Raw genomic sequence first — 20413 nt, 5'->3', positions numbered from 1 at the left:
TGAGTCGGGCGTGACCACGCCGTCGGCGCCGCGAGCCCATGGCATAATGACCCATGTGACCAGACGGCAACCGGAAGGCGGGGTCCCATGTCAGATGATGCGCAGCTGCCCTTGCGTGACGGAAAGGACGGCCCCCTGCCCACGGACGAGGCCCGGACGCCCGCGGCGCCCCGGCGCGCCAATGCCCCCGCCGTCCGTGCCGCCGAGCTCAACCGGATCCTGTCCCACGCCGCCTTCGCCTACTATGCCCTCGACGACCCCGAGATGTCGGACGCCGACTTTGACCGTCACCTCCAGGAGCTCAAGGCCCTCGAGGCGGCGCATCCCGAGCTCGTCTCGCCCGATAGCTACACCCAGCGCGTGGGCGGCTACGTGTCGGCGCAGTTCGAGCCCGTGCGCCACGCCAGGCGCATGTACTCCATCGACGACGCCATGGACCTCGGCGAGCTTGACGAGTGGCTCGCGCGCACGGACGAGGCCCTGGGCGCCACGGCCGAGCGCCCCGTGGCCTACACCTGCGAGCTCAAGATCGACGGCCTGGGCATCGCCCTCACGTACCGTGACGGTCAGCTGCTGCGCGCCGCCACCCGCGGCGACGGCACGACCGGCGAGAACGTGACGGCAAACGCGCTCACGATTAAGGACGTTCCCCGGGCGCTGGCGCGCGCGGGCCTCGGTGCCGTCGAGGGCGGCGGCCTGGGTTGGGAGGTCGAGGTCCGCGGCGAGGTCTACATGCCCAAGACGAGCTTCGTCCGACTCAACGAGCAGAATGACGCCGCCGGACGGCCGCCCTTTGCCAACCCCCGCAACGCCGCCGCCGGCAGCCTCAGGCAGAAGGACGCCGGCATCACCAGGCTGCGCGACCTCAGGACCTTCATCTATGCCGTCGCCGACGAGGCGACCCTGTCCGTGCGCACGCAGTGGGACTTCCTCACGTGGCTGCGCGCGTGCGGCTTCTCGGTAAACCCCCACGCCCGCCGCGTGGCAAGCTCCGCCGAGGTGCACGCCTTCTGCGAGCAGGCCCTCGCCCATCGCGAGGACCTTGACTACGACATCGACGGCGTCGTGGTCAAGGTGGACTCCTTTGCCGCCCAGCAGGCGCTGGGCTTTACGGCGCGGGCGCCGCGCTGGTCCGTCGCCTTTAAGTTCCCCCCGGAGGAGAGACGCACCGTGCTGCGCGAGATTCGCGTGCAGGTGGGTCGCACCGGCGTGCTCACGCCCGTCGCCGAGTTTGACCCGGTGATGGTCGCCGGCTCCACGATCGCGCGCGCGACGCTCCACAACATCGACGAGGTGCGCCGCAAGGACGTTCGCGAGGGCGACGTCATCGTGGTCCATAAGGCGGGCGACGTGATTCCCGAGGTCGTGGGTCCCGTCGTCGAGGGTGACGAGGCCCGGGCCCATGAGGCCAGGCCCCTGTGGGACATGCCGGACGCCTGTCCCGCCTGCGGGAGTCCCGTCGTGCGCGAGGAGGGCGAGGTGGCCTATCGCTGCGTGTCGATCGACTGTCCCGCCCAGGCCGTCGAGCGGCTCATCCACTGGGGGAGCCGTCCTGCCATGGACATCGACGGGCTGGGGGAGGAGATCGTCTCTCGCATGGTCGAGCAGGGGCTTCTCACGGACGTGGCGGACTACTACGACAGCCTCGACGAGCTCACGCTCGCCGGCGTCGAGACGGGCCGCAGCTACGAGACGAGCTCCAAGGACCATCGCAAGGGCGACCCCATCCTCGTGGGGGCCACCATCGCCGGCAAGGTCATGGGCGAGATCGAGGCGTCCAAGCGCGCGGGTCTCGCAAAGGTCCTCTTCGGGCTGGGCATCCGCCATGTGGGAGCCAACGTCGCCGCGGCGCTCGCGGCGCGCTTTGGCTCCGTGCAGGCGCTCATGGCGGCGAGCGAGGATGACATCTCGCAGGTGGAGGGCATCGGTCCCAAGATCGCCGCCTCGGTGCGCGAGTTCTTCTCGCTCCCCAAGAACGTGGCCGTCGTGGAGCGCCTGCGGCAGGCGGGGGTGGTCCTTGAGGACGAGTCGTTCGGCAGGGAGCCTGAGCGCCCCCAGGCGCTGGCAGGCCTGACGTTCGTGCTCACGGGCGCGCTGGAGAGGCACAGCCGTGCGGAGGCAGGCGATCTGCTCAAGTCCCTGGGCGCCAAGGTGTCAGGGTCCGTCTCGAAGAGGACGAGCTTCGTGGTGGCGGGCGAGGCGGCGGGCTCCAAGCTCACGAAGGCCCGGCAGCTGGGCGTGCCGGTGCTCGACGAGGCCGCTCTTGAGCGCATCCTCTTAACGGGCGAGGCTCCTCGCTAGGCACAAGGCGCCTCGCCAGGCAGGGGTCATACGGTCTCGGGCGTGGCTGCCACGCCCGCCCCTCCAGCGCGGCGTCGGTCGCGCCGGCCCGGGCGCGCCGGCAGCCCTAGCCCATCAGCTCGCCGTTGTAGTTGCGCTGACGCAGGCGCGCCCCGAGGGCGTCGGCGTCACTTCGCACGTACGCCTCGGAAAGGCCGCCCCACGCGTCAAGGGCCTCCTGAAAGAGGTCGGGAAAGCTCCTGGTGCTGACCTCGCCCGTGGCAGGGTCGGCCCAAGGGCGCCTAGCCAGGTTTGCCGCAGGGCAGTCGTCGTCCCTCGCGGGGGCGTGCGCCAGGGCGTCGAGCAGCGAGAAGCGCCTGCCCGCGCGCTCGAGCGCCGTGAGCGCGCGAGAGCGGGGAGAACCCGCCGGCTCGATGGCGGCGTACACGAACTCGCAGTCATCCACGCAGCGGGCATACTCGCTGGCGCTGAGCTCGACGCCAAAGACCTCGAGCGCCGTCTGCGAGAGAAGCGCGCTCGCCACCTGGCCTATCCGCCTCGTTCGGGCGAGCATGCCCGCCGCCGTCGCCTCGGCGACGGCGCGTCCGCGCAGCTCCCTGAGCATCCAGACGTCGATGTCGCTCTCGATGAGGGCATGGACCTGCCCGTGGGCGTCCTCGAGCCCCACGCCCGCGCCGCAGATGGCGTTCTCCTGGGCGTAGACGAAGGGATGGGCAGTGCTGTCGAGCAGGTAGTGAGCCAAAAGGCCAAGCACGAAGGCGCGTCCCACGCAGGTGTCGGCGGTGCGGAGATGCCCGACTCCCTCCCGCAGGCTCGAGAAGGCCTCAAAGACCCGCCCCTCGTGCATGCGGTTGCCAAGCTCATGGCAGGAGGCGACCGTGGGAGGCAGTGCCCTGATTCGGAAGAAGAAGGGGTCGGGGCCTTGGTTTCCCAGGAGGAAGGCGAGCTTCTCCCCCTCGGTGGAGAGGAGCTGGGCGGGCAGGAGGAGGGAGGCCTCCTCCCCAAAGAGGTGATGGGTGATGATGGCGGGCATGCGGACCTCGATTCAAAGGGACGGCAGGTCTAGGGTAGTCGATTTCTGCTTGTTGGTGGCGTGCGCCAGTCGTCCGCTCGTCTCGGGTACCATGGTCTGGCTGCCTTGCGGCCGCATCCGTGGCACCATATCGACCTTGGGAGGGACATGAGCCCTGCTGACATCGTCGTTCTTGGCCTGGCGCTCTCTGCCGACGCCTTCGCCGTCACCGTCTCGAACTCCTTCGCGTACGCCCACGAGAGCCGGCGGCGGCTTATGCTGATGCCCCTCTTCTTTGGCGCGTTTCAGGCGCTCATGCCCCTGGGAGGCTACCTGCTGGGGGGCATGGCCGCCGAGCTCATCGAGAGGTACTCCGGCGTCGTGACGCTCGTCATCCTCCTGGTCATCGGCGGCAACATGATCAAGGAGGGGACGCAGGCGCTGCGCAGCGAAACCGAGTGCCCCAACGGCCTCAACGAGGACGGCTCGGTGCGGCACCTCTCGCTGGCCCAGCTCACGTTCCAGGCCGTCGCCACCGCGATCGACGCCTTTGCCGTGGGCATCTCGCTGCGCGCGCAGGTCGTGAGCCTGCCCTTTGCGGTGAGCGTCATCGGCCTCACCACGTTCGCCTGCTGCGTCGTCGCCCTCGTCATCGGGAGGCGACTCGGCTGCCTCCTGGGAGAGCGCGCCGAGGTGACGGGCGGCATCGTCCTCGTCCTTATCGGCGTGAGGGCCTTCGTGGGGCTGTAGCGGGGCGTCCCGTCCCAACGTGTACGTTTGGACGGGTCTTGATAATCAAATCCTGCGCAGACGCAGAAGCTAGCCTTCGTAACGCACACTTTGGCCGGGGGGTGCCGAGCATCCCCGGCATCCATCCGAGAAAACCGCTGACGGGCGCAGGCCGTCAAGGGGCCCTCAGACCCAGAACAGCATCCTGTTGTAGCTGGGCACGGGCCACCAGTCGTGGCCGCAGACCTTCTCCATGGCGTCGACGGAGGCGCGCAGGCGCCTCATGACGGGCATGACCTCGTCGTGGTAGTAGAGGTCCTGCTCCGCGCAGCCCTCGACCGCGCGGGCCTTGGCGTTTGTGGCCTCCAGCTCGCCCACCGTCGCGTAGATCTCGTCGATGCCATTGGTGATGAGCTGCGCGAGCTCCTGCTCCGCCGTGCCGACGATGCCGATCTCCCTCTTCGTGGCGATGGCGGTCGCGAGGTCGCCGGAATAGTCGATGAGGGCCGGCAGGTACATGTGACGCACCATGTAGCTCATGGTGTTCGCCTCGATGTTGAGCAGCTTGGCGTACTGCTCCGACGCGGCGGCGTAGCGGGCGCGCGACTCGTTCTCGGAGAGCACGTCGTACTTCTCGAACAGGGCGATGTTCTCGGGCGTGACCATGCAGGGCAGGGCGTCGGCCGTGCTCTTGAGGTTGGGCAGCCCGCGCCGCTCGGCCTCCTTCTCCCAGTCGTCGGAGTAGCCGTTGCCGTCAAAGAGCACTCGCCGATGGTCGCGAAAGCTGTGGCGCACGAAGCGCATGGCGACGACCTGGAAGTCCTCGTCGGAGCGATCGGCCACGTAGGAGCAGAAGCGGTCAAGCTGCTCGGCGACCGCGGTGTTGAGCACGACGTTGGGGTCGGAGAGGTTCTGCTGGCTGCCGCACATGCGGAACTCGAACTTGTTGCCCGTGAAGGCGAAGGGCGAGGTGCGGTTGCGGTCGGTGTTGTCGCGCAGGACGTTGGGCAGCGCCGGCACGCCCAGGTCGATCTCCTCGCGATTGGCGCTCTCGGTGTGCTCCTTCTTGATGAGCGCGCCGACGACGGGCGTCAGGGCGTCGCCCAGAAAGACCGAGACGATGGCGGGGGGCGCCTCGTTGGCGCCGAGGCGGTGGTCGTTGCCCGCGGAGGCGACGGAGGCGCGCAGCAGGTCGGCGTGTTCGTCAACGGCCGCCACGAGGCAGGCGAGGATGACGAGGAACTGCAGGTTGTCCTCGGGGTCGTCGCCGGGCTCCAGGAGGTTCTCGCCGTCTGCCGAGAGCGACCAGTTGTCGTGCTTGCCCGAGCCGTTGACGTAGTCGAAGGGCCTCTCGTGCTCGAGGCAGGCGAGTCCGTGGCGGGTCGCCAGGAGCTTGAGCTTCTCCATGGTCAGCAGGTTGTCGTCAATGGCAAGCGGGCCCTGCTCAAAGATGGGCGCGAGCTCGTGCTGGCAGGGCGCGACCTCGTTGTGCTTGGTGCGCACCGGCACGCCCAGCTTCCAGAGCTCGTCGTCCACCTCCTTCATGAAGGCGTTGACCGTGGGACGGATGGCGCCAAAGTAGTGCTCCTCAAGCTCCTGGCCCTTGGCGGGCTCGCAGCCAAAGAGCGTGCGACCGGTGAGGATGAGGTCGGGGCGCGCCTCGAAGTCCTCCTCCTTGATGAGGAAGTACTCCTGCTCGGGGCCGCACGTGGTGACCACGCGCCCGGGGTTCTTGCCAAAGAGGGCGAGCACGCGCTTGGCCTGCCTCTCGATGGCCACCTCGGAGCGCAGCAGCGGCGTCTTCTTGTCGAGCGCCTCGCCGGTATAGCTGATGAAGGCCGTGGGGATGCAGAGGACCTCGTCCTTGATGAAGGCGGGGCTCATGGGGTCCCAGACGGTGTAGCCGCGCGCCTCGAAGGTGGCGCGCAGGCCGCCGGAGGGAAAGCTCGAGGCGTCGGGCTCGCCCTGGACGAGCTCCTTGCCCGAGAAGGTCATGAGCACGGTGCCGTCGTCCTTGGGGGTTATGAACGCGTCGTGCTTCTCGGACGTGATGCCCGTGAGGGGCTGGAACCAGTGCGTAAAGTGGGTGGCGCCGCGCTCGAGGGCCCAGTCCTTCATGGCGTGGGCCACCTCGTTGGCGATGCCCAGGTCGATGGGCTTGCCCTCGTCGATGGTGCGACGCAGCTCCTTGTAGCTTGGCTTGGGCAGGCGGTCCTGCATGTCTGCGTCGGTAAAGACCAGACTGCCGTACTCGTTGCTGACCCTGTCTCGTGCCATGCGGGCTCCCTTTCACTCTGCGCGCGGCCTGGCGTACGCCGCCACGGCCCATGGTATACGATGGAGGCCCTTTGACCCCGACGGTCCCTCATCTGACCCATCGTCTGTAACAATCCGCGTCGGCGACGCCGCGCGACCGAGGGACTGGTCCCCGTGCAGTTTGACCGCGCGGGCCGCGCGCATCATGCCCACCATCATATTTCACCCTCCCGCGCCATGTGGCTGGCGCCCCCGCCCCGCCCGACCTGCGGTCGATGCGGCCGGCCGGTCAGAGGCGGGGGCGGCGACGACGTCATGCGGCGCCACTGTCTACAATGGGGGAGAGCCCCCTGCCGACAAGGAGAAGCGCCTTGGAAGACCTCGACACCACACGTCCGGCCCCCACCGCCGACATGACCGCCCCGCCTGAGCCCGCCCCGCGCACCATCGCCGTGATCGACGGCAACTCGCTCATGCACCGCGCCTTTCACGCCATCCGCCAGCCCATGAGCGCTCCCGACGGACGCGCCACCAACGCGCTTTTCGGCTTCTTCAACATGTTCGTGAAGCTGATGGAGTCCTTCAGGCCCGACGGCGTCATCTGCGCCTTTGACAAGGGCCTGCCCCAGGTCCGCATGGACATGCTGCCTCAGTACAAGGCCCAGCGCCCGCCCATGGACGAGGCGCTGCACGAGCAGTTTCCCATGGTCAAGGACCTCTTGCGCACGCTTGACGTGCCCGTGGCGGAGTGCCCGGGCTGGGAGGGCGACGACATCCTCGGCACGCTCGCCCGCGAGGGGGAGCGTGCGGGCTTTGACATGTACCTCTTCACGGGCGACCGCGACATGTACCAGCTCGCCACCGACCACGTGCGCATCGTGTCCACCAGGAAGGGCGTCTCCGACGTCGCCATCATGACGCCGGAGAGCGTCGATGACCTGTATCACGGCATCACGCCCGAGCTCGTGCCCGACTTCTACGGGCTCAAGGGCGACTCCTCGGACAACATTCCCGGCGTGCCGGGCATCGGGCCCAAGAAGGCGGCGGCCCTCATCGTGCGCTACGGATCGCTTGACGAGGTGATAGCGCACGCCGACGAGGTCAAGGGCAAGATGGGCGAGAACCTCCGTGCCCACGTCGACGACGCCCTGCTCAGCCGCAAGGTCGCCACGATACGGACGGACGCGCCCATAGAGGTCCGGCTCTCTGACGCGCGCTTTCCCACCTTTGACCCCGCCGAGGTGACAGCCGCCTTCGGCGCCCTGGGCTTCACCGGCCTCACCAAGCGTCTCGTTCGGCTCGCGGGCGTCGAGGCGGGCTCCTCTGACGGCGCCGCCCCGTCCGGTCCCCCCGCCTTGCCCGAGCCTCTCACGGGCGAGAGGGCCTCCCAGGCGCTCAGGGCGGCGGTCGCGGCCGGCTCCTGGGTGGGCGCCGCTCTGGACGACCCCGAGGGACGTCGGGGTCAGGCCTCGCTCTTTGACGCCGACGCGCCCGCTCGCGTGTGGGCCGCCGCCGGCGACGACCTGCTCTGTCTCACGGGGCCGCAGGCCGTCGAGGGCGTCGAGCTCCTCGTCCGGTCCGGCAGGGTGGTCTCGGCGGACGTGAAGGCGCTGCTGCACCTTGCCCTTCCCCTTGACTCCGCCCAAGACGCCGTCATCCACGCCTGGGACGTTGACCCCATGCGCATCTTTGACACGAGCGTTGCCGCCTATCTGCGTGAAAGCGACCGGTCGTCCTATGCTCCCGCCGAGCTTTCGGCGGAGCTGCTGGGCGCGCCCGCGCCGGAGCCCGCCGAGGGGCTTCCGCAGGCGGCCATAGACGCCTGGCTCGCTCGCTCGCTGCGCGACCCCCTCGACGCCGCCCTCGCCGCCGAGGACGCCACGGAGCTCTTTCACGGGCTCGAGATGTCGCTGCTTCCGGTGCTGCTGCAGATGGAGCGCACGGGCCTTGCGGTGGACCGCGTCATCCTCAAGAGGCAGGCCGACGAGCTTGGCCACGAGATCGACCAGATGGTCGCCTCCATCAAGGGCGCCGCAGGGGAGGACTTCAACCTTGACTCCCCACAGCAGCTCTCGCACGTCCTCTTTGACGTGTGGGGGCTGCCCACCTTTGGCCTCAAGAAGACCAAGAGGGGCTTCTACTCCACCAACGCGAAGACGCTCGAGGACCTTGCGGTTAGGGACGAGCGCGTGCAGACCGTGCTTGAGTACCGCGAGCGCACCAAGATCAAGAGCACCTACCTGGACGCGCTGCCTGCGGACATCAGGTCGGACGGGCGCATCCACACGACGCTCAACCAGACCGTGGCCGCCACGGGGCGGCTCTCGAGCTCGGACCCCAACCTGCAGAACATCCCCACGAGGTCGGAGCTGGGCCATCGCGTGCGCACCGCCTTCACGGTCCCCGAGGGATTCGTGTTCCTGGCCTGCGACTACTCCCAGATCGAGCTGAGGCTCCTCGCGCACCTGTCCGCCGACGAGCATCTGGTGGAGGCCTTCAACTCGGGCGCCGACTTTCACCGCGCCACGGCCGCGCGCGTGTTCGGCGTGCCGATGGAGGAGGTGACGCCCCAGCTCAGGAGCCGCGCGAAGGCCGTCAACTTTGGCATCGTGTACGGTCAGCAGGCATACGGCCTCGCAAGCTCGCTCAAGATCGGCCGAGGAGAGGCCCAGGAGATGATCGACCGCTACTTTGAGGCCTACCCCGGCGTTCGCAGCTACCTTGACACGAGCGTCGAGACGGCGCGCTCGCTGGGCTACGCCCAGACCATGTACGGGCGCCGCCGCCACACCCCCGACATCAACAGCCGCAACTTCCAGCTTCGCAGCTTCGCGGAGCGCACGGCGATGAACCACCCCATGCAGGGGTCGGCGGCGGACATCATCAAGATCGCGATGATCCAGGTGGCGCAGCGCCTGCGTGCGGAGGGCCTCGCCTCCCGGCTCGTGCTCCAGATTCACGACGAGCTTGACTTTGAGGTACCCCAGGCGGAGGTCGAGACCCTCTCGGCCCTGGTCAAGGAGACGATGGAATCCGTGGTCGAGCTGCGCGTGCCGCTCATTGCCGACGTGAGCTATGGCCCCACGTGGGCGGAGGCCAAGTAGTGGCGGCGGGAGAGAACGACGTGGCGGGCATGAGCCTGGAGGCGTTTGCGAGCGCGCATCCGGGCATGGTGGGCCCCGCCCCCCTGTCCCCGGCGTCGGTGGAGGTCTGGACCGACGGGTCGTCGCGGGGCAACCCCGGTCCCGGCGGCTACGGCGCCGTCCTGCGCTTTGTGGACTCAGCGGGCAGGGAGCACCGTCGGACGCTGAGCCAGGGGTTCGCGCGCACCACCAACAACCGCATGGAGCTTCTTGCGGCCATCGCGGCCCTCGAGGCGCTCACGAGGCCCTGCGTCGTCGAGCTGCACTCCGACTCCCAATACCTCATCAACGCGATGACCAAGGGCTGGGTCTGGGGCTGGGTCAAAAGGGGATGGACGACCTCGAGCAAGCAGCCCGTTAAGAACCCCGACCTCTGGCGGCGCCTCCTTGCCGCCGCCCGCCCGCATGAGGTCAGCTGGGTCTGGGTGCGCGGGCATGCGGGCACGCAGCTCAACGAGCTCTGTGACGAGCTGGCGACGAGCGCCGCAGACGGCCAGGCCGGTCCGCTCGTGCGCGACGAGGGCTTCGAGGGGTAGCCATACGGCCCTGGCCCTCGCCGGCAGTGCGCGGCGCCCCCAGGGGCCTGCGGAGTGTGTCCCTCTCGTCAAGAATGAGCCGTCTGGCCTTTCGTGCTCGCGAGAGGGTTCACACTTTTCTGTCAGCCTGCGGGGTGGCGCTGCGGGAGGCGAGCCGTGGGAGGCGTTGGCGTGGCGGAAGGCGGGGCGGACGAGAAGTTTCGGCAGATGACGGAGGGCCCGGTGGGGCCCTTGGTGATGTCCCTGGCCCTGCCGTCGATCGTCTCGAACCTCGTGACCACGATCTACAACCTTGCCGACGCCTACTTCATAGGGCGCATCTCGACTGCGGCCGAGGGCGCCATCGGCGTCGCCTTCGTGACCATGACGCTCATCCAAGCCATAGGATTCTTCTTTGGCCAGGGGGCGGGCAATGCGATGAGCCGCTATCTGGGCGGCCGCGATGAGGACGCCGCCGCCACGATGGCCGTGACGGGCCTCGCGCTCTCGTTCTTGTGCGGACTCGTGCTCGCCGTGGTCGGACATGTCTTTCTCGAGCCGCTGTGTCGCCTCGCGGGGTCCACGGACACCATCCTGCCCTTCGCGCGCACCTATGTCTCGCTCATCCTCGTCGGGGCGCCGTGGATGGCGGCCTCCCTGACCCTCAACATGCAGCTGCGTTTCATGGGGGAGGCGCGCTACGCCATGGTGGCGCTCGTCTCGGGGGCGCTGCTCAACGTCGCCCTTGCTCCCGCGCTCATCTTTGGCGCTGGTCTCGGCATCGCCGGCGCCGGCCTGGCGACGATCATCTGCCAGCTCGTCTCGTTCCTTCTGCTCGTCGCCGGCCTGCAGACGTGCGGCCTCGTGCGCCTCTCGCGGCGCGCCTTCGGCGTCACCGGAGGCGTCTTCGCCGAGATGGCAAACGGCGGCTTTCCCTCGATGGCTCGTCAGGTCGTCGCCGGGATTGCGACGACGCTGCTCAACAGCGCGGCTCGTCCCTTCGGGGACGCCGCGCTCGCGGCGATTGCCATCGTCGGTCGCATCGTGAGCTTTGGCAACTACGTCCAGATCGGCATCGGGCAGGGCTATCAGCCTGTGTGCGGCTACAACTACGGCGCGCGCAACTACGAGCGCATGCGCGAGGGCTTCGGCGTGGCCGTCAGGATGTCCCTTGCCGCCGTCGCGCTGATCAGCGTAGTCACGTTCGCGCTGGCGCCTCAGCTTGTGGCCCTGCTGCGCGATGACCCCGACGTCATCCGCATCGCGACGTTGACCCTCCGGCTCCAGTCGGTGACGCTGCCGCTCACGGGCGTCGCCATGATCATCAACTTCTCGCTGCAGACCACCGGTCGCATGTGGCGGGCGACGCTCGTGGGCCTTGCGCGCATGGGTATCGTCCTCGGGCCCGTCGTCGTGCTGCTGTCGAGCACCTTGGGGCTCCTGGGCGTCCAGCTTTCCCAGTCGGTGGCAGACCTCATGAGCATCGCGATAGCCATCCCCTTCGGCGCCGCGCTCTTTCGCGAGCTGGAAGGCGAGGGAGAGAGGGGCGTCGGGCATGACGAGCTGCCGGACGGCCAGGATGGCGGCTGACGGGGATGGTGCCTCGGCCGGCGCCCCGTAAGGAGGGCGGCGCAAGGACGGCCGTCTTCCCGCATGCCCCCTGATCTACACGTCCGTCTTGCCGATCATGATGTTGAGGATCTCCACGTCGGTGGGGCGCATGCCCACGCGGCCCACGCGGCCCATGGTGCGGATGGTCCTCTCGGCGTCAGCGCCGACGAGCCCGTCGCCCGCCTTGAAGCTCTTGTCGGCGAACGCCATGTCGCCTGCGAGAACGGCCGCGTCCACGGCGGCGGACACCTTGGCGGCGCAGGAGGGCTTGGCGCCGTCGCAGACGATGCCACCCACGTTGGCCAGGGTGTTGACGACGGTTGCCCCGTACTGGTCGAAGGTGCATCCGCGCAGGTAGGCAATGCCCGCTCCCGCGCCGCAGGCGGCGCACACCGCCCCGCAGAAGGCGGAGAGCTCGCCGATGTAGTACTTCACGTGCACGGCGGTGAGGTCCGAGAGCACGACGGCACGCACGAGCGCCTCGTGGCTCGCCCCCAGCTCGCGCGCGTACTCGAGGACGGGGGCCGAGCAGGTGATGCCCTGGTTGCCGCTGCCGCAGACGATGGTGACGGGCAGCGGGCAGCCGCTCATGCGGGCGTCGGAGCCCGCCGCCGCAGCAGCTCGCGCCCGGCAGCACACGTCATTGGATCTGCTCGCCAAGAGGGTGGAGCCGATGTTCGAGCCCCAGCTGCCGCTCAGCCCCGCGCGCGAGATCTTGTCATTGCAGCTCAACTGGCCAGAGATGAGCTCGTCCACGTCAGCCAGGCTCGTGTCGTGGGCGAACTCCCAGATGGAGGCAAGCGAGAGAGCGCCCCTCTCTGCCCGCCCCGCGGCGGAGGAGACGGGCAGGTCCTCACACCCCACGGGCGTACGTGAGGCGGCTTCCTCTCGCGTCGCGCCGCCGTCAAGAGAGAGCTCCGTCACGTTGGTATGACGCTCCTCGATCCGCGCGACGGCCTCGTGTCCCGCCGCCCGGGCCACCACGCGCACGTAGAGGTTGGGCACGCCCTCCTCAAGCGTCACGCTGCAGTATCCGGGTTGGTCGAGGAGCTCCCTCGTGCGACGTAGCTCCTGTGGCGTGACGCCCTGGAGCACCTCGAGGGATGCCGTCGCGTCCCCTCCCACGGCGCCGAGAATGGCGGCGGCCTCGATGCCGCGAAGTCCCCCTGAGTTGGGCACCGTCACGCTCTTGACGTTCTTGATGATGCTGCCGCTGCAGGCGACCTCGAGACGCTCCGGCTCCACCCCCAAGACGGAGCGGGCGAGCGCCGCGGCAAGGGCGACGGCGATGGGCTCCGTGCAGCCAAGGGCCAAGACGAGCTCCTCCCTCAGGATGAGCAGATGGTTGGCATAGCTTGCCTGGTCCAAGGCTACCTCCGGGTGCGGTCGTGGTAAGAGTCGGTTGGTCGCGACGGCGAAGCCTGGCCAACGGCGCCGCGGCCCTCTCGTTCGTTCAAGGATACGACGAGCTCGGGCAGGCGGTGAGCCAGCTCGAGGAGGCTGCCGCGAAAGACGCCCCTGCCGGGCCGCCCATGGCCCACGTAGGCCGTCGGCATGCCGATGGCGGGCCGGGGAAAGTCCCTGCCGGCGTCGTTGCCCACCATGAGGCACTCCTGGGGGATGAGGCCCAGTGAGCTCACGAACTCCTGATAGTAGCGTGCGCACGGCTTGGAGCGGCGCGAGTTGGCCCAGTGGGAGACGCCCGCGAATATGGCGGGGTCGATCTCGCCCCAGCGCATGCGCGTCCTGTCCACGGCAAGCGAGAAGACCGGGTTGGTGGCGAGTGCAACCTCAAGGCCGAGGGAGCGCGCCGCCGCGATGGCCTCGTGCGATCCCGCGCGCGGTCCCGCCTGGACGATGCCGCCCCTGAACCGGTCGATGTACTCGGCGTCATAGTACGCGAGGGGCTCCGCGAGCACGTCAAGGTCCAGCGGGCGGCCCACGCGCCGGCAGACGGTCTGAAAGAAGAGCCGCTCGCTCGTGAGGTCGTCCGTGCGCGCAAAGCTGTCGATCCTCAGGTAGCCCTCGACGACGGCGAGGTAGGCAAAAGGCGGCGCGACCCTGAACACGCGCGAGAGGATGCGTGCCTGGCCCGCAAGATAGCGTGCCATGAAGGCGCCCAAGTTGATGTCGATGAGGGTGTCGTCAAGATCGAACAGGACGGCCTTGATCACGGCGCCTCCAATCGTCAAGAGCGGCCTCGTCGCCTGGGCACCAGACCAGTGTACCCATTGCGGCGATTTTCCCCTAAAACTTGAAACGACGCGCCGAGAAATGCTATTCTCAACAATGCATGTGCATGGTGCCATGCGACTGTATCTGTCGGCCCCCGAGAGCATGTAAGTTTCCAATTGCGCGACGCGCACCGCCGAGCGCCCTAGGCAGCGATCATGTAGATCGGGGCCCCGCTTTTGAAAGGGGTCCACCTTTGAGTGAGATTCAGAACTCGTCGATCTTCTCCCTAGATGACGTTTCCGACGAGGAGATGAACAACCTCATCGACGGTACCATCACCAACTTCGACGAGGGCGATCTTGTGACGGGCACCGTCGTCAAGATCGAGCATGACGAGGTCCTGCTTGACATTGGCTACAAGTCCGAGGGCGTCATCCCCCAGCATGAGCTCTCCATTCGCAAGGACGCCAATCCCGAGGACGTCGTTGCCAGGGGTGACCAGATCGAGGCCATGGTCATCACCAAGGAGGACAAGGAGGGTCGCCTGATCCTCTCCAAGCGTCGCGCCGAGTACGAGCGCGCATGGAAGCGCGTCGAGGAGAAGTACCAGTTGGGCGAGAACGTCGAGGGCGAGGTCATCGAGGTCGTCAAGGGCGGCCTCATCCTGGACATCGGCCTGCGCGGCTTCCTTCCCGCGTCCTTGGTGGACCTTCGCCGCGTCAAGGACCTCAACGCCTATCTGGGCACGCGCGTCGAGGCGCGCGTCATCGAGATGGATCGCAACCGCAACAACGTCGTCCTCTCCCGCCGTGCCGTGCTCGAGGAGGCCCGCAAGGCCGAGCGCTCCGAGATTCTCTCCAAGCTCAAGCCGGGCATGCGCCTGAAGGGCACCGTCTCCTCCATCGTGGACTTTGGTGCCTTCGTGGACCTCGGCGGCATCGACGGCCTCATCCACATCTCCGAGCTCTCCTGGAATCACGTCAACCATCCTTCCGAGGTCGTCAAGCAGGGCCAGGAGGTTGAGGTGCAGGTCCTGGACGTCGACCTTAACCGCGAGCGCATCTCGCTGGGCCTCAAGCAGACCACGGACGACCCCTGGAAGTCGCTGGTCAAGAAGTATCCTGCCGGCGCCATCGTGGAGGGCGTCGTGACCAAGCTCGTCACCTTCGGCGCCTTCGTCGACCTGGGCGACGGCGTGGAGGGCCTGGTGCACATCTCCGAGATGGCCAACAAGCACGTGGACGTCCCTGCGCAGGTGTGCAGCGTGGGTGACAAGATGCAGGTGAAGGTCATGGAGGTTGACCTCGACCGTCGCCGCATCTCCCTCTCCATGAAGGCCGCCGCTGAGACCCTCGGCTATGAGGTCGAGGTTAAGCCCCTGGAGGGCGAGGACGCCTCCGAGGAGCGCTCTGAGCCCAAGGACGAGGCTGCCGACGCCGAGTAGGCACACACGTTGATCGTCTGAGGTGGGGTCGCCGCCGAGCGGCCCCACCTTCTTTGTGCCCCGCGACACGTGGCGCAGGGGTGGCGCAGGCGCAGACGTTGTGAGAAATAATCGCATGCAGGCCGCCGGCGTGTGAACCCCTGCGACATTGGGCATGCTACAGTGACATACGACATCGATGCGCTCGCGAGACGGCGCTACGCCGCGGCATTGGGAAGGACGAGGTCATGGCTACTTCTAAGGGCAGCTTTCAGGACAAGGCGAACGACTTCATGCGGGGTCGCAACGGCATGGACGAGCTGGGCATGGCCGCCCTCGCGCTGAGCGCGCTTCTTGCCCTCGTCAACCTCTTTGGCCGCTGGGCCCCCCTTACCGTCGTCCTGCTCCTTCTGCTTGCCTACGCGACGTTCAGGACGCTGTCCACCAACGTCTCGGCTCGCCGCAACGAGAACGAGAGCTTCTGCGACCGCATAGGCCCGGCGCGCGTGTGGCTGCGTGACCCCCGGGCGGCCCTTGAGGAGAGCCGTCAGTACAAGCATGCGACCTGCCCCAACTGCCACCAGCGCGTCCGCGTGCCGCGCGGCAAGGGGCTTGTGCGAATCACCTGCCCCCAGTGTCGTCAGAAGTTCGAGATCAGGGCCTGACGCCTCTTTGACCTGATGGTGGCGGCGCCGCGAGACGTGCGTCGTCGCGCTCGCGGGCGACCCGGCTGGCGGACGACAGGCTGGGCTGCGGCAGGGGGTGCTCATGTACACGGTCTTTCTCGCGGGAGGGATAGCCTCCGGAAAATCGACTGTCGCCACGGAGCTCGAGCGGCTGGGGGCCGCCCGGCTTGACCTGGACCGACTCTCGCGCGAGGCGCTTGAGCCGGAAAGCTCCTGTCTCGAGAGCGTCGCACGCGCGTTTGGCGCGGACATCGTGGACGGACGCACGGGCCGGCTTGACCGCTCCCTTCTCGCGCGGCGCGCCTTTGTTGACGAGCGTACGGCGCGGCTCTTGGAGGAGCTTGAGCTGCCGTACGTCATCGCGCTGCTGCGCCGCGACCTGTCACGGCTCGAAGAGACGGGCAGCAGGGTGGTCGTGGTCGAGGTTCCCCTGCTAGACCGCGCCATGGGGCTGCTTCCTCTTGCTGACGAGGTCGTCTGCGTCACCTGTCCCCTCGACCGACGTCGCGCCCGCGCGCGAGGCCGGGGCATGGATCTGGCGGACTTTGAGCGTCGCCGCGCCCTGCAGCCGAGTGACGAGTTTTTGCGTGCTCACGCTGATGTGGTGATTGAGAACTCCGGCAGTCTCGACGAACTGAGGGCGGACGTTCGCGTATGGTGGAAGGCCCATCAGGACCGGGCGTGGGCAAAGGAGCGAGGACATCGTGGCTGACGGCAGGGCACCGCGCTTCTTTCGCTGGTTCAGGGTCGTGCCCCTGCTCGCCCTGCTCGCCGTCTGCCTGCTGACCTTTGCGACGGACGTCGTCGTGGGGCTTGCCCCCGCCCAGCTCGTCCGCAGCTGGTTCTACCCGGTGAGGCACGCCTCCGTCATAGAGCAGGCCAGCGCCGAGCAGGGGGTTGACCCGTATCTCGTGTGCGCGGTCATCAAGTGCGAGAGCAACTGGGACGCTGGCGTCACGTCGTCTGCCGGGGCGGTCGGCCTCATGCAGCTCATGCCCTCGACGGCTCAGGAGATGGCGAGGCTGGGCGTGGTGAGCGGCTCGGCGTATGACCCCGCGCGACTTACCGACCCTACCACTAACATCGTCTACGGCACGGCGTATCTGGGCTACCTCAGCCGGCACCTGTCATCGCAGGACGAGGTCATCGCGGCCTACAACGCCGGCATCGGCAACGTGAGCAGCTGGCAGTCGGGCGGAGGGGACGTGGCGGGCAACATCCAGTACGCCGAGACGGCCGCCTACCTGGTGCGCGTCAGGCAGGCCTACGCGCAGTACAAGGCTCTCTATCCCGACGGGCTGAGCGTGGGCTAGACCGCGCCGCGCGGTTGAGGCGTGCGGGTGAGAGCACATGACGCCTGCGGACCCGCGGCGCGCCGGACATGCGACGCGCGCCCCCGCCGAGCGTGCGGCGGTAGAATGGGCAAGGACAGCTCAGTGCGGTCGTTCGGATGACGCCGCGACTTTGCGATGAGGGGGGACATGTCAGCTCAGCAGCGGCGCACGTTTGTGGATGACGCCGGGACCACGATCAGCTACGAGCCCCTCGCCGGCACGGCAGAGGCCAAGGAGCGCGTCGGCGCCGAGCTCAGGCGCTTTGGCCTTGAGCATGGCGACGAGCGCCTGGAGGTGGTCTCGAGCTTTGAGCCGGCGGGCGACCAGCCCCAGGCCATCGCCAAGCTCTCCGAGGGCATCGAGCGGGGCCTGCGCTATCAGACGCTGCTGGGCGTGACCGGGTCGGGTAAGACCTTCTCCATGGCCAAGACCATCGAGGCCACTCAGCGCCCCACGCTCATCATGGAGCCCAACAAGACGCTTGCCGCCCAGGTGGCGAGCGAGATGAAGGAGCTCTTTCCCCACAACGCCGTCGTCTACTTCGTGAGCTACTACGACTACTATCAGCCCGAGGCATACGTCCCTCAGACCGACACTTACATCGAGAAGGACGCCTCCATCAACGAGGAGGTCGAAAAGCTCCGCCACCAGGCCACCTCGAGCCTTCTCTCGCGACGCGACGTGATCGTTGTCGCCTCGGTGAGCTGCATCTATGGCATCGGCTCGCCCCAGGACTACGCCGGCCTGGCGCCCAACGTCGACAAGGCGGTGCCGCTCGAGCGCGACGACCTCATACGGGAGCTCATCGACATTCAATACGACCGCAACGACTACGATCTTGCGCGCGGCACCTTCCGCGTGCGGGGCGACACCGTGGACGTGTTTCCCCCCTACGCCGAGAACCCCCTGCGCGTGAGCTTCTTTGGCGACGAGGTGGAGCTCATCGCCGAGATCGACAGCGTGTCCGGCGAGGTCGTGCGCGAGTTTGACGCCATCCCCGTCTGGCCCGCCTCCCATTACGTGACCGAACGTCCCAAGGTCACGCATGCCATCAAGACCATCGAGGAGGAGCTCGAGGCGCGGGTGGCTGAGCTCAAGGCCAACGACATGGTCCTGGAGGCGCAGCGCCTCTCGCAGCGCACGGGCTACGACCTGGAGATGCTTGAGACCATGGGGTACTGCTCGGGCATCGAGAACTACTCCCGGCACATGGACGGCCGCCAGGCCGGCGAGCCGCCCTACACGCTCATCGACTACTTTCCCCAGGACATGCTCTGCATCATCGACGAGAGCCACGTCACGGTGCCGCAGATCCGCGGCATGTACGAGGGCGACCGCTCGCGCAAGGTCACGCTCGTGGACCACGGCTTCAGGCTGCCCTCGGCCCTGGACAACCGCCCCCTGCGCTTTGACGAGTTCGAGCAGCGGGTGGGCCAGTTCCTGTACGTCTCGGCGACGCCCGGCGACTATGAGGAGCGCGTGAGCCAGCAGGAGGTCGAGCAGGTGATTCGTCCCACGGGCCTTCTGGACCCCACGGTCGACGTGCGGCCGGTGCGCGGGCAGATAGACGACCTCCTGGACGAGATCAGGGGCCGCGTCGAGCGCCGGGAGCGCGTGCTCGTGACCACGCTCACGAAGCGTATGGCGGAGGACCTCACGGACCACCTGCTTGACGAGGGTGTCCGCGTCAACTACATGCACTCCGACACGGCGACGCTCGACCGCGTGGAGATCATTCGCGATTTGCGCCTGGGCAAGATCGACGTGCTGGTGGGCATCAACCTGCTTCGCGAGGGCCTGGACATCCCCGAGGTCTCGCTCGTGGCGATCCTGGACGCCGACAAGGAGGGGTTCCTGCGCAATCGCAGGGGCCTCATCCAGACGATGGGCCGTGCCGCCCGCAACGCCAACGGCCAGGTCATCATGTATGCCGACGGCATCACGGACTCCATGCGCGAGGCCATGGACGAGACGGCGCGCCGCCGTGCCATCCAGGAGGCGTTCAACGCGGAGCACGGCATCGTGCCCCAGACCATCCGGAAGTCCATCACGGACGTCGCCAGCTTCATCGAGGAGGCCAATCGCACCCTGGGCGACAAGTCGCGCGTCGACGGCGAGTTCTTCACGGCGGCGGGCTCCGAGGGCGTCCCCTCGCCCGAGGATCGCGAGGCTGCCGCCGACGCCGTCGCCGCCGAGCTGGCGGAGCTTCCCAAGGAGGAGGTCTCGAAGCTCTTGGGATCGCTTGAGGACGACATGATCCAGGCCTCCGCCGAGATGGACTTTGAGCGGGCGGCGCGGCTGCGCGACCAGGTCGTGGCGCTGAGGGCCCGTCTGTCAGGCGAGAGCGCGGACGACGTGATCGCGCGCCTGAAGGCGACGGACCGCAAGGGGAGCGCGCACGCGACCCGACGCAGGTTCCGCAAGCGTGGCAAGCGCTAGGGGCGGTGCGCGTCCCTTGCTCATGGTCGATATGGCTGTGATGCGCCGGCATTGCTGCTATGGGCCGCGGGCGTGCCTTGCGCGCCGCCGTCGTGCGGGCCGTCCCCTGGGCTCGCGTGCCGCAACCCGCCGCACCTATAGGTTTGAGGGCGGCGCCACCACGCACCTATAGGTTTGAGAGGTCGGAGGAGGCAGAGCTATAGGTTTGAGGAACCGTCGCGGCGTTTGCCCAGGTAGAAATTCACCTTTTTCCTCAAACCTATAGCTCTGCACGGGAGAGGCCGTCAAACCTATTAGAACCCGCGCGCGGGACTCTCAAACCTATGGGAATACCCTTCGATGCCCCAAGACTACAAAAAACAATCTCCCGTCCTCAAAATGTGGGGGTTTCCTAGGCGCACATCGCCGCCAATGCGCGAAACCTCCCGTAGGTACCGTCGGTGATCAGCGTCTTCATTTGGATTAGGCTCAACTCGCACCCTCCCGCCAGCACTGGGCTAGCACGCTGCAAGTCTCGTCGCCCAGGATTGAGTCATCGACTCACCACTTCGACATGCAAAATCAGGCGAGGAGGGCCACTGTGGGAACGACTGCAGCTCAGAGCTTGAGCGGACCGTCCACTCGGGAGGTCGATACGCGCCCTCTCATAAGGGGCCAGGAAGAATGCCTAAGCCAATTGCGAGAAGCCAACAAGCGTCTGCGCTGCCTGAGGCCTGAATCGAGGCCCATGCGTGACTGCCTTTGTCAGCTTTGCAGGAGGGGACTCGCGACACGCGTTTTTCGCGGGCT

General features: G+C 67.6%; 14 protein-coding genes. 10 read left to right on the top strand and 4 right to left on the bottom strand.

Features of this window, described 5'->3' with window-relative positions; translation table 11 throughout:
* Positions 1-87: 87 nt before the first annotated feature.
* Positions 88-2301, top strand: a complete 2214-nt coding sequence (ligA, locus tag BN3001_RS00245; RefSeq protein WP_082629846.1) for an NAD-dependent DNA ligase LigA — start codon at positions 88-90, stop codon at positions 2299-2301.
* A gap of 106 nt (positions 2302-2407) precedes the next feature.
* Here the strand turns inward: ligA and BN3001_RS00240 are convergent, their stop codons facing one another.
* The gene (locus BN3001_RS00240; protein ID WP_058269835.1) at positions 2408-3334 is read right to left on the bottom strand and encodes a zinc dependent phospholipase C family protein; all 927 of its coding nucleotides are present in this window, start codon (positions 3332-3334) and stop codon (positions 2408-2410) included.
* 147 nt (positions 3335-3481) lie between these two features.
* Here BN3001_RS00240 and BN3001_RS00235 point away from each other — a divergent pair, with 147 nt between their 5' ends.
* Entirely contained in the window at positions 3482-4063 is a 582-nt protein-coding gene (locus BN3001_RS00235; RefSeq protein ID WP_058269834.1) for a manganese efflux pump MntP, read from the top strand.
* A gap of 165 nt (positions 4064-4228) precedes the next feature.
* Here the strand turns inward: BN3001_RS00235 and BN3001_RS00230 are convergent, their stop codons facing one another.
* Positions 4229-6319, bottom strand: coding sequence for a glutamine synthetase III family protein (locus BN3001_RS00230; protein WP_058269833.1), 2091 nt, complete (start codon positions 6317-6319; stop codon positions 4229-4231).
* Positions 6320-6633: 314 nt separating this feature from the next.
* Here BN3001_RS00230 and polA point away from each other — a divergent pair, with 314 nt between their 5' ends.
* From polA to BN3001_RS00215, 3 genes are all read left to right on the top strand, one after another.
* Complete coding sequence (gene polA / locus BN3001_RS00225; protein ID WP_082629845.1) at positions 6634-9402, top strand: DNA polymerase I; 2769 nt, start codon at positions 6634-6636, stop codon at positions 9400-9402.
* 65 nt (positions 9403-9467) lie between these two features.
* The gene (gene rnhA, locus BN3001_RS00220) at positions 9468-9977 is read left to right on the top strand and encodes a ribonuclease HI (protein ID WP_058269887.1); all 510 of its coding nucleotides are present in this window, start codon (positions 9468-9470) and stop codon (positions 9975-9977) included.
* A 156-nt stretch (positions 9978-10133) separates the two neighbouring features.
* Positions 10134-11546: an MATE family efflux transporter gene (locus tag BN3001_RS00215; RefSeq protein ID WP_058269832.1), complete on the top strand. Its 1413-nt coding sequence runs from the start codon at positions 10134-10136 to the stop codon at positions 11544-11546.
* A 75-nt stretch (positions 11547-11621) separates the two neighbouring features.
* Here BN3001_RS00215 and BN3001_RS00210 read toward each other — a convergent pair whose 3' ends face one another.
* Both BN3001_RS00210 and BN3001_RS00205 read right to left on the bottom strand, forming a co-directional pair.
* Positions 11622-12935, bottom strand: a complete 1314-nt coding sequence (locus tag BN3001_RS00210; RefSeq protein ID WP_058269831.1) for an L-cysteine desulfidase family protein — start codon at positions 12933-12935, stop codon at positions 11622-11624.
* 2 nt (positions 12936-12937) lie between these two features.
* Positions 12938-13741: an HAD family hydrolase gene (locus BN3001_RS00205; RefSeq protein WP_197407424.1), complete on the bottom strand. Its 804-nt coding sequence runs from the start codon at positions 13739-13741 to the stop codon at positions 12938-12940.
* 254 nt (positions 13742-13995) lie between these two features.
* On the opposite strand from BN3001_RS00205, the gene rpsA reads away from it, so the two are divergent.
* The 5 genes from rpsA (at position 13996) to uvrB (ending at position 19624) form a co-directional block, all read left to right on the top strand.
* A complete protein-coding gene (gene rpsA / locus BN3001_RS00200) occupies positions 13996-15186 on the top strand; it encodes a 30S ribosomal protein S1 (protein ID WP_058269830.1) in 1191 nt (396 codons plus the stop codon).
* 227 nt (positions 15187-15413) lie between these two features.
* Positions 15414-15830 (top strand): RING finger protein, encoded by a 417-nt coding sequence (locus BN3001_RS00195; RefSeq protein WP_058269829.1) that lies wholly within the window; start codon positions 15414-15416, stop codon positions 15828-15830.
* Between the two features lie 103 nt (positions 15831-15933).
* A complete protein-coding gene (coaE, locus tag BN3001_RS00190) occupies positions 15934-16563 on the top strand; it encodes a dephospho-CoA kinase (protein ID WP_058269828.1) in 630 nt (209 codons plus the stop codon).
* Positions 16556-17164 carry a lytic transglycosylase domain-containing protein gene (locus BN3001_RS00185; protein WP_058269827.1) on the top strand — a complete coding sequence of 203 codons (609 nt, stop codon included), beginning with the start codon at positions 16556-16558 and terminating at the stop codon, positions 17162-17164. The genes coaE and BN3001_RS00185 overlap by 8 nt, the downstream gene beginning before the upstream one ends.
* Positions 17165-17332: 168 nt before the next feature.
* Complete coding sequence (uvrB, locus tag BN3001_RS00180) at positions 17333-19624, top strand: excinuclease ABC subunit UvrB (RefSeq protein WP_082629844.1); 2292 nt, start codon at positions 17333-17335, stop codon at positions 19622-19624.
* Positions 19625-20413: the final 789 nt, after the last annotated feature.

This window comes from Olsenella massiliensis (assembly GCF_001457795.1).
Lineage (GTDB): Bacteria > Actinomycetota > Coriobacteriia > Coriobacteriales > Atopobiaceae > Olsenella_F > Olsenella_F massiliensis.
This window is presented reverse-complemented; position numbering and strand designations above follow the sequence as displayed.

Bases quoted from the DNA above. Each gene is read 5' to 3' on its own strand.
- coaE (WP_058269828.1), top strand. From the start codon at position 15,934: ATGTACACGGTCTTTCTCGCGGGAGGGATAGCCTCCGGAAAATCGACT.
- rnhA (WP_058269887.1), top strand. From the start codon at position 9,468: ATGGTGGGCCCCGCCCCCCTGTCCCCGGCGTCGGTGGAGGTCTGGACC.
- BN3001_RS00235 (WP_058269834.1), top strand. From the start codon at position 3,482: ATGAGCCCTGCTGACATCGTCGTTCTTGGCCTGGCGCTCTCTGCCGAC.
- uvrB (WP_082629844.1), top strand. From the start codon at position 17,333: ATGTCAGCTCAGCAGCGGCGCACGTTTGTGGATGACGCCGGGACCACG.
- BN3001_RS00195 (WP_058269829.1), top strand. From the start codon at position 15,414: ATGGCTACTTCTAAGGGCAGCTTTCAGGACAAGGCGAACGACTTCATG.
- polA (WP_082629845.1), top strand. From the start codon at position 6,634: ATGGGGGAGAGCCCCCTGCCGACAAGGAGAAGCGCCTTGGAAGACCTC.
- ligA (WP_082629846.1), top strand. From the start codon at position 88: ATGTCAGATGATGCGCAGCTGCCCTTGCGTGACGGAAAGGACGGCCCC.
- BN3001_RS00240 (WP_058269835.1), bottom strand. From the start codon at position 3,334: ATGCCCGCCATCATCACCCATCACCTCTTTGGGGAGGAGGCCTCCCTC.
- BN3001_RS00230 (WP_058269833.1), bottom strand. From the start codon at position 6,319: ATGGCACGAGACAGGGTCAGCAACGAGTACGGCAGTCTGGTCTTTACC.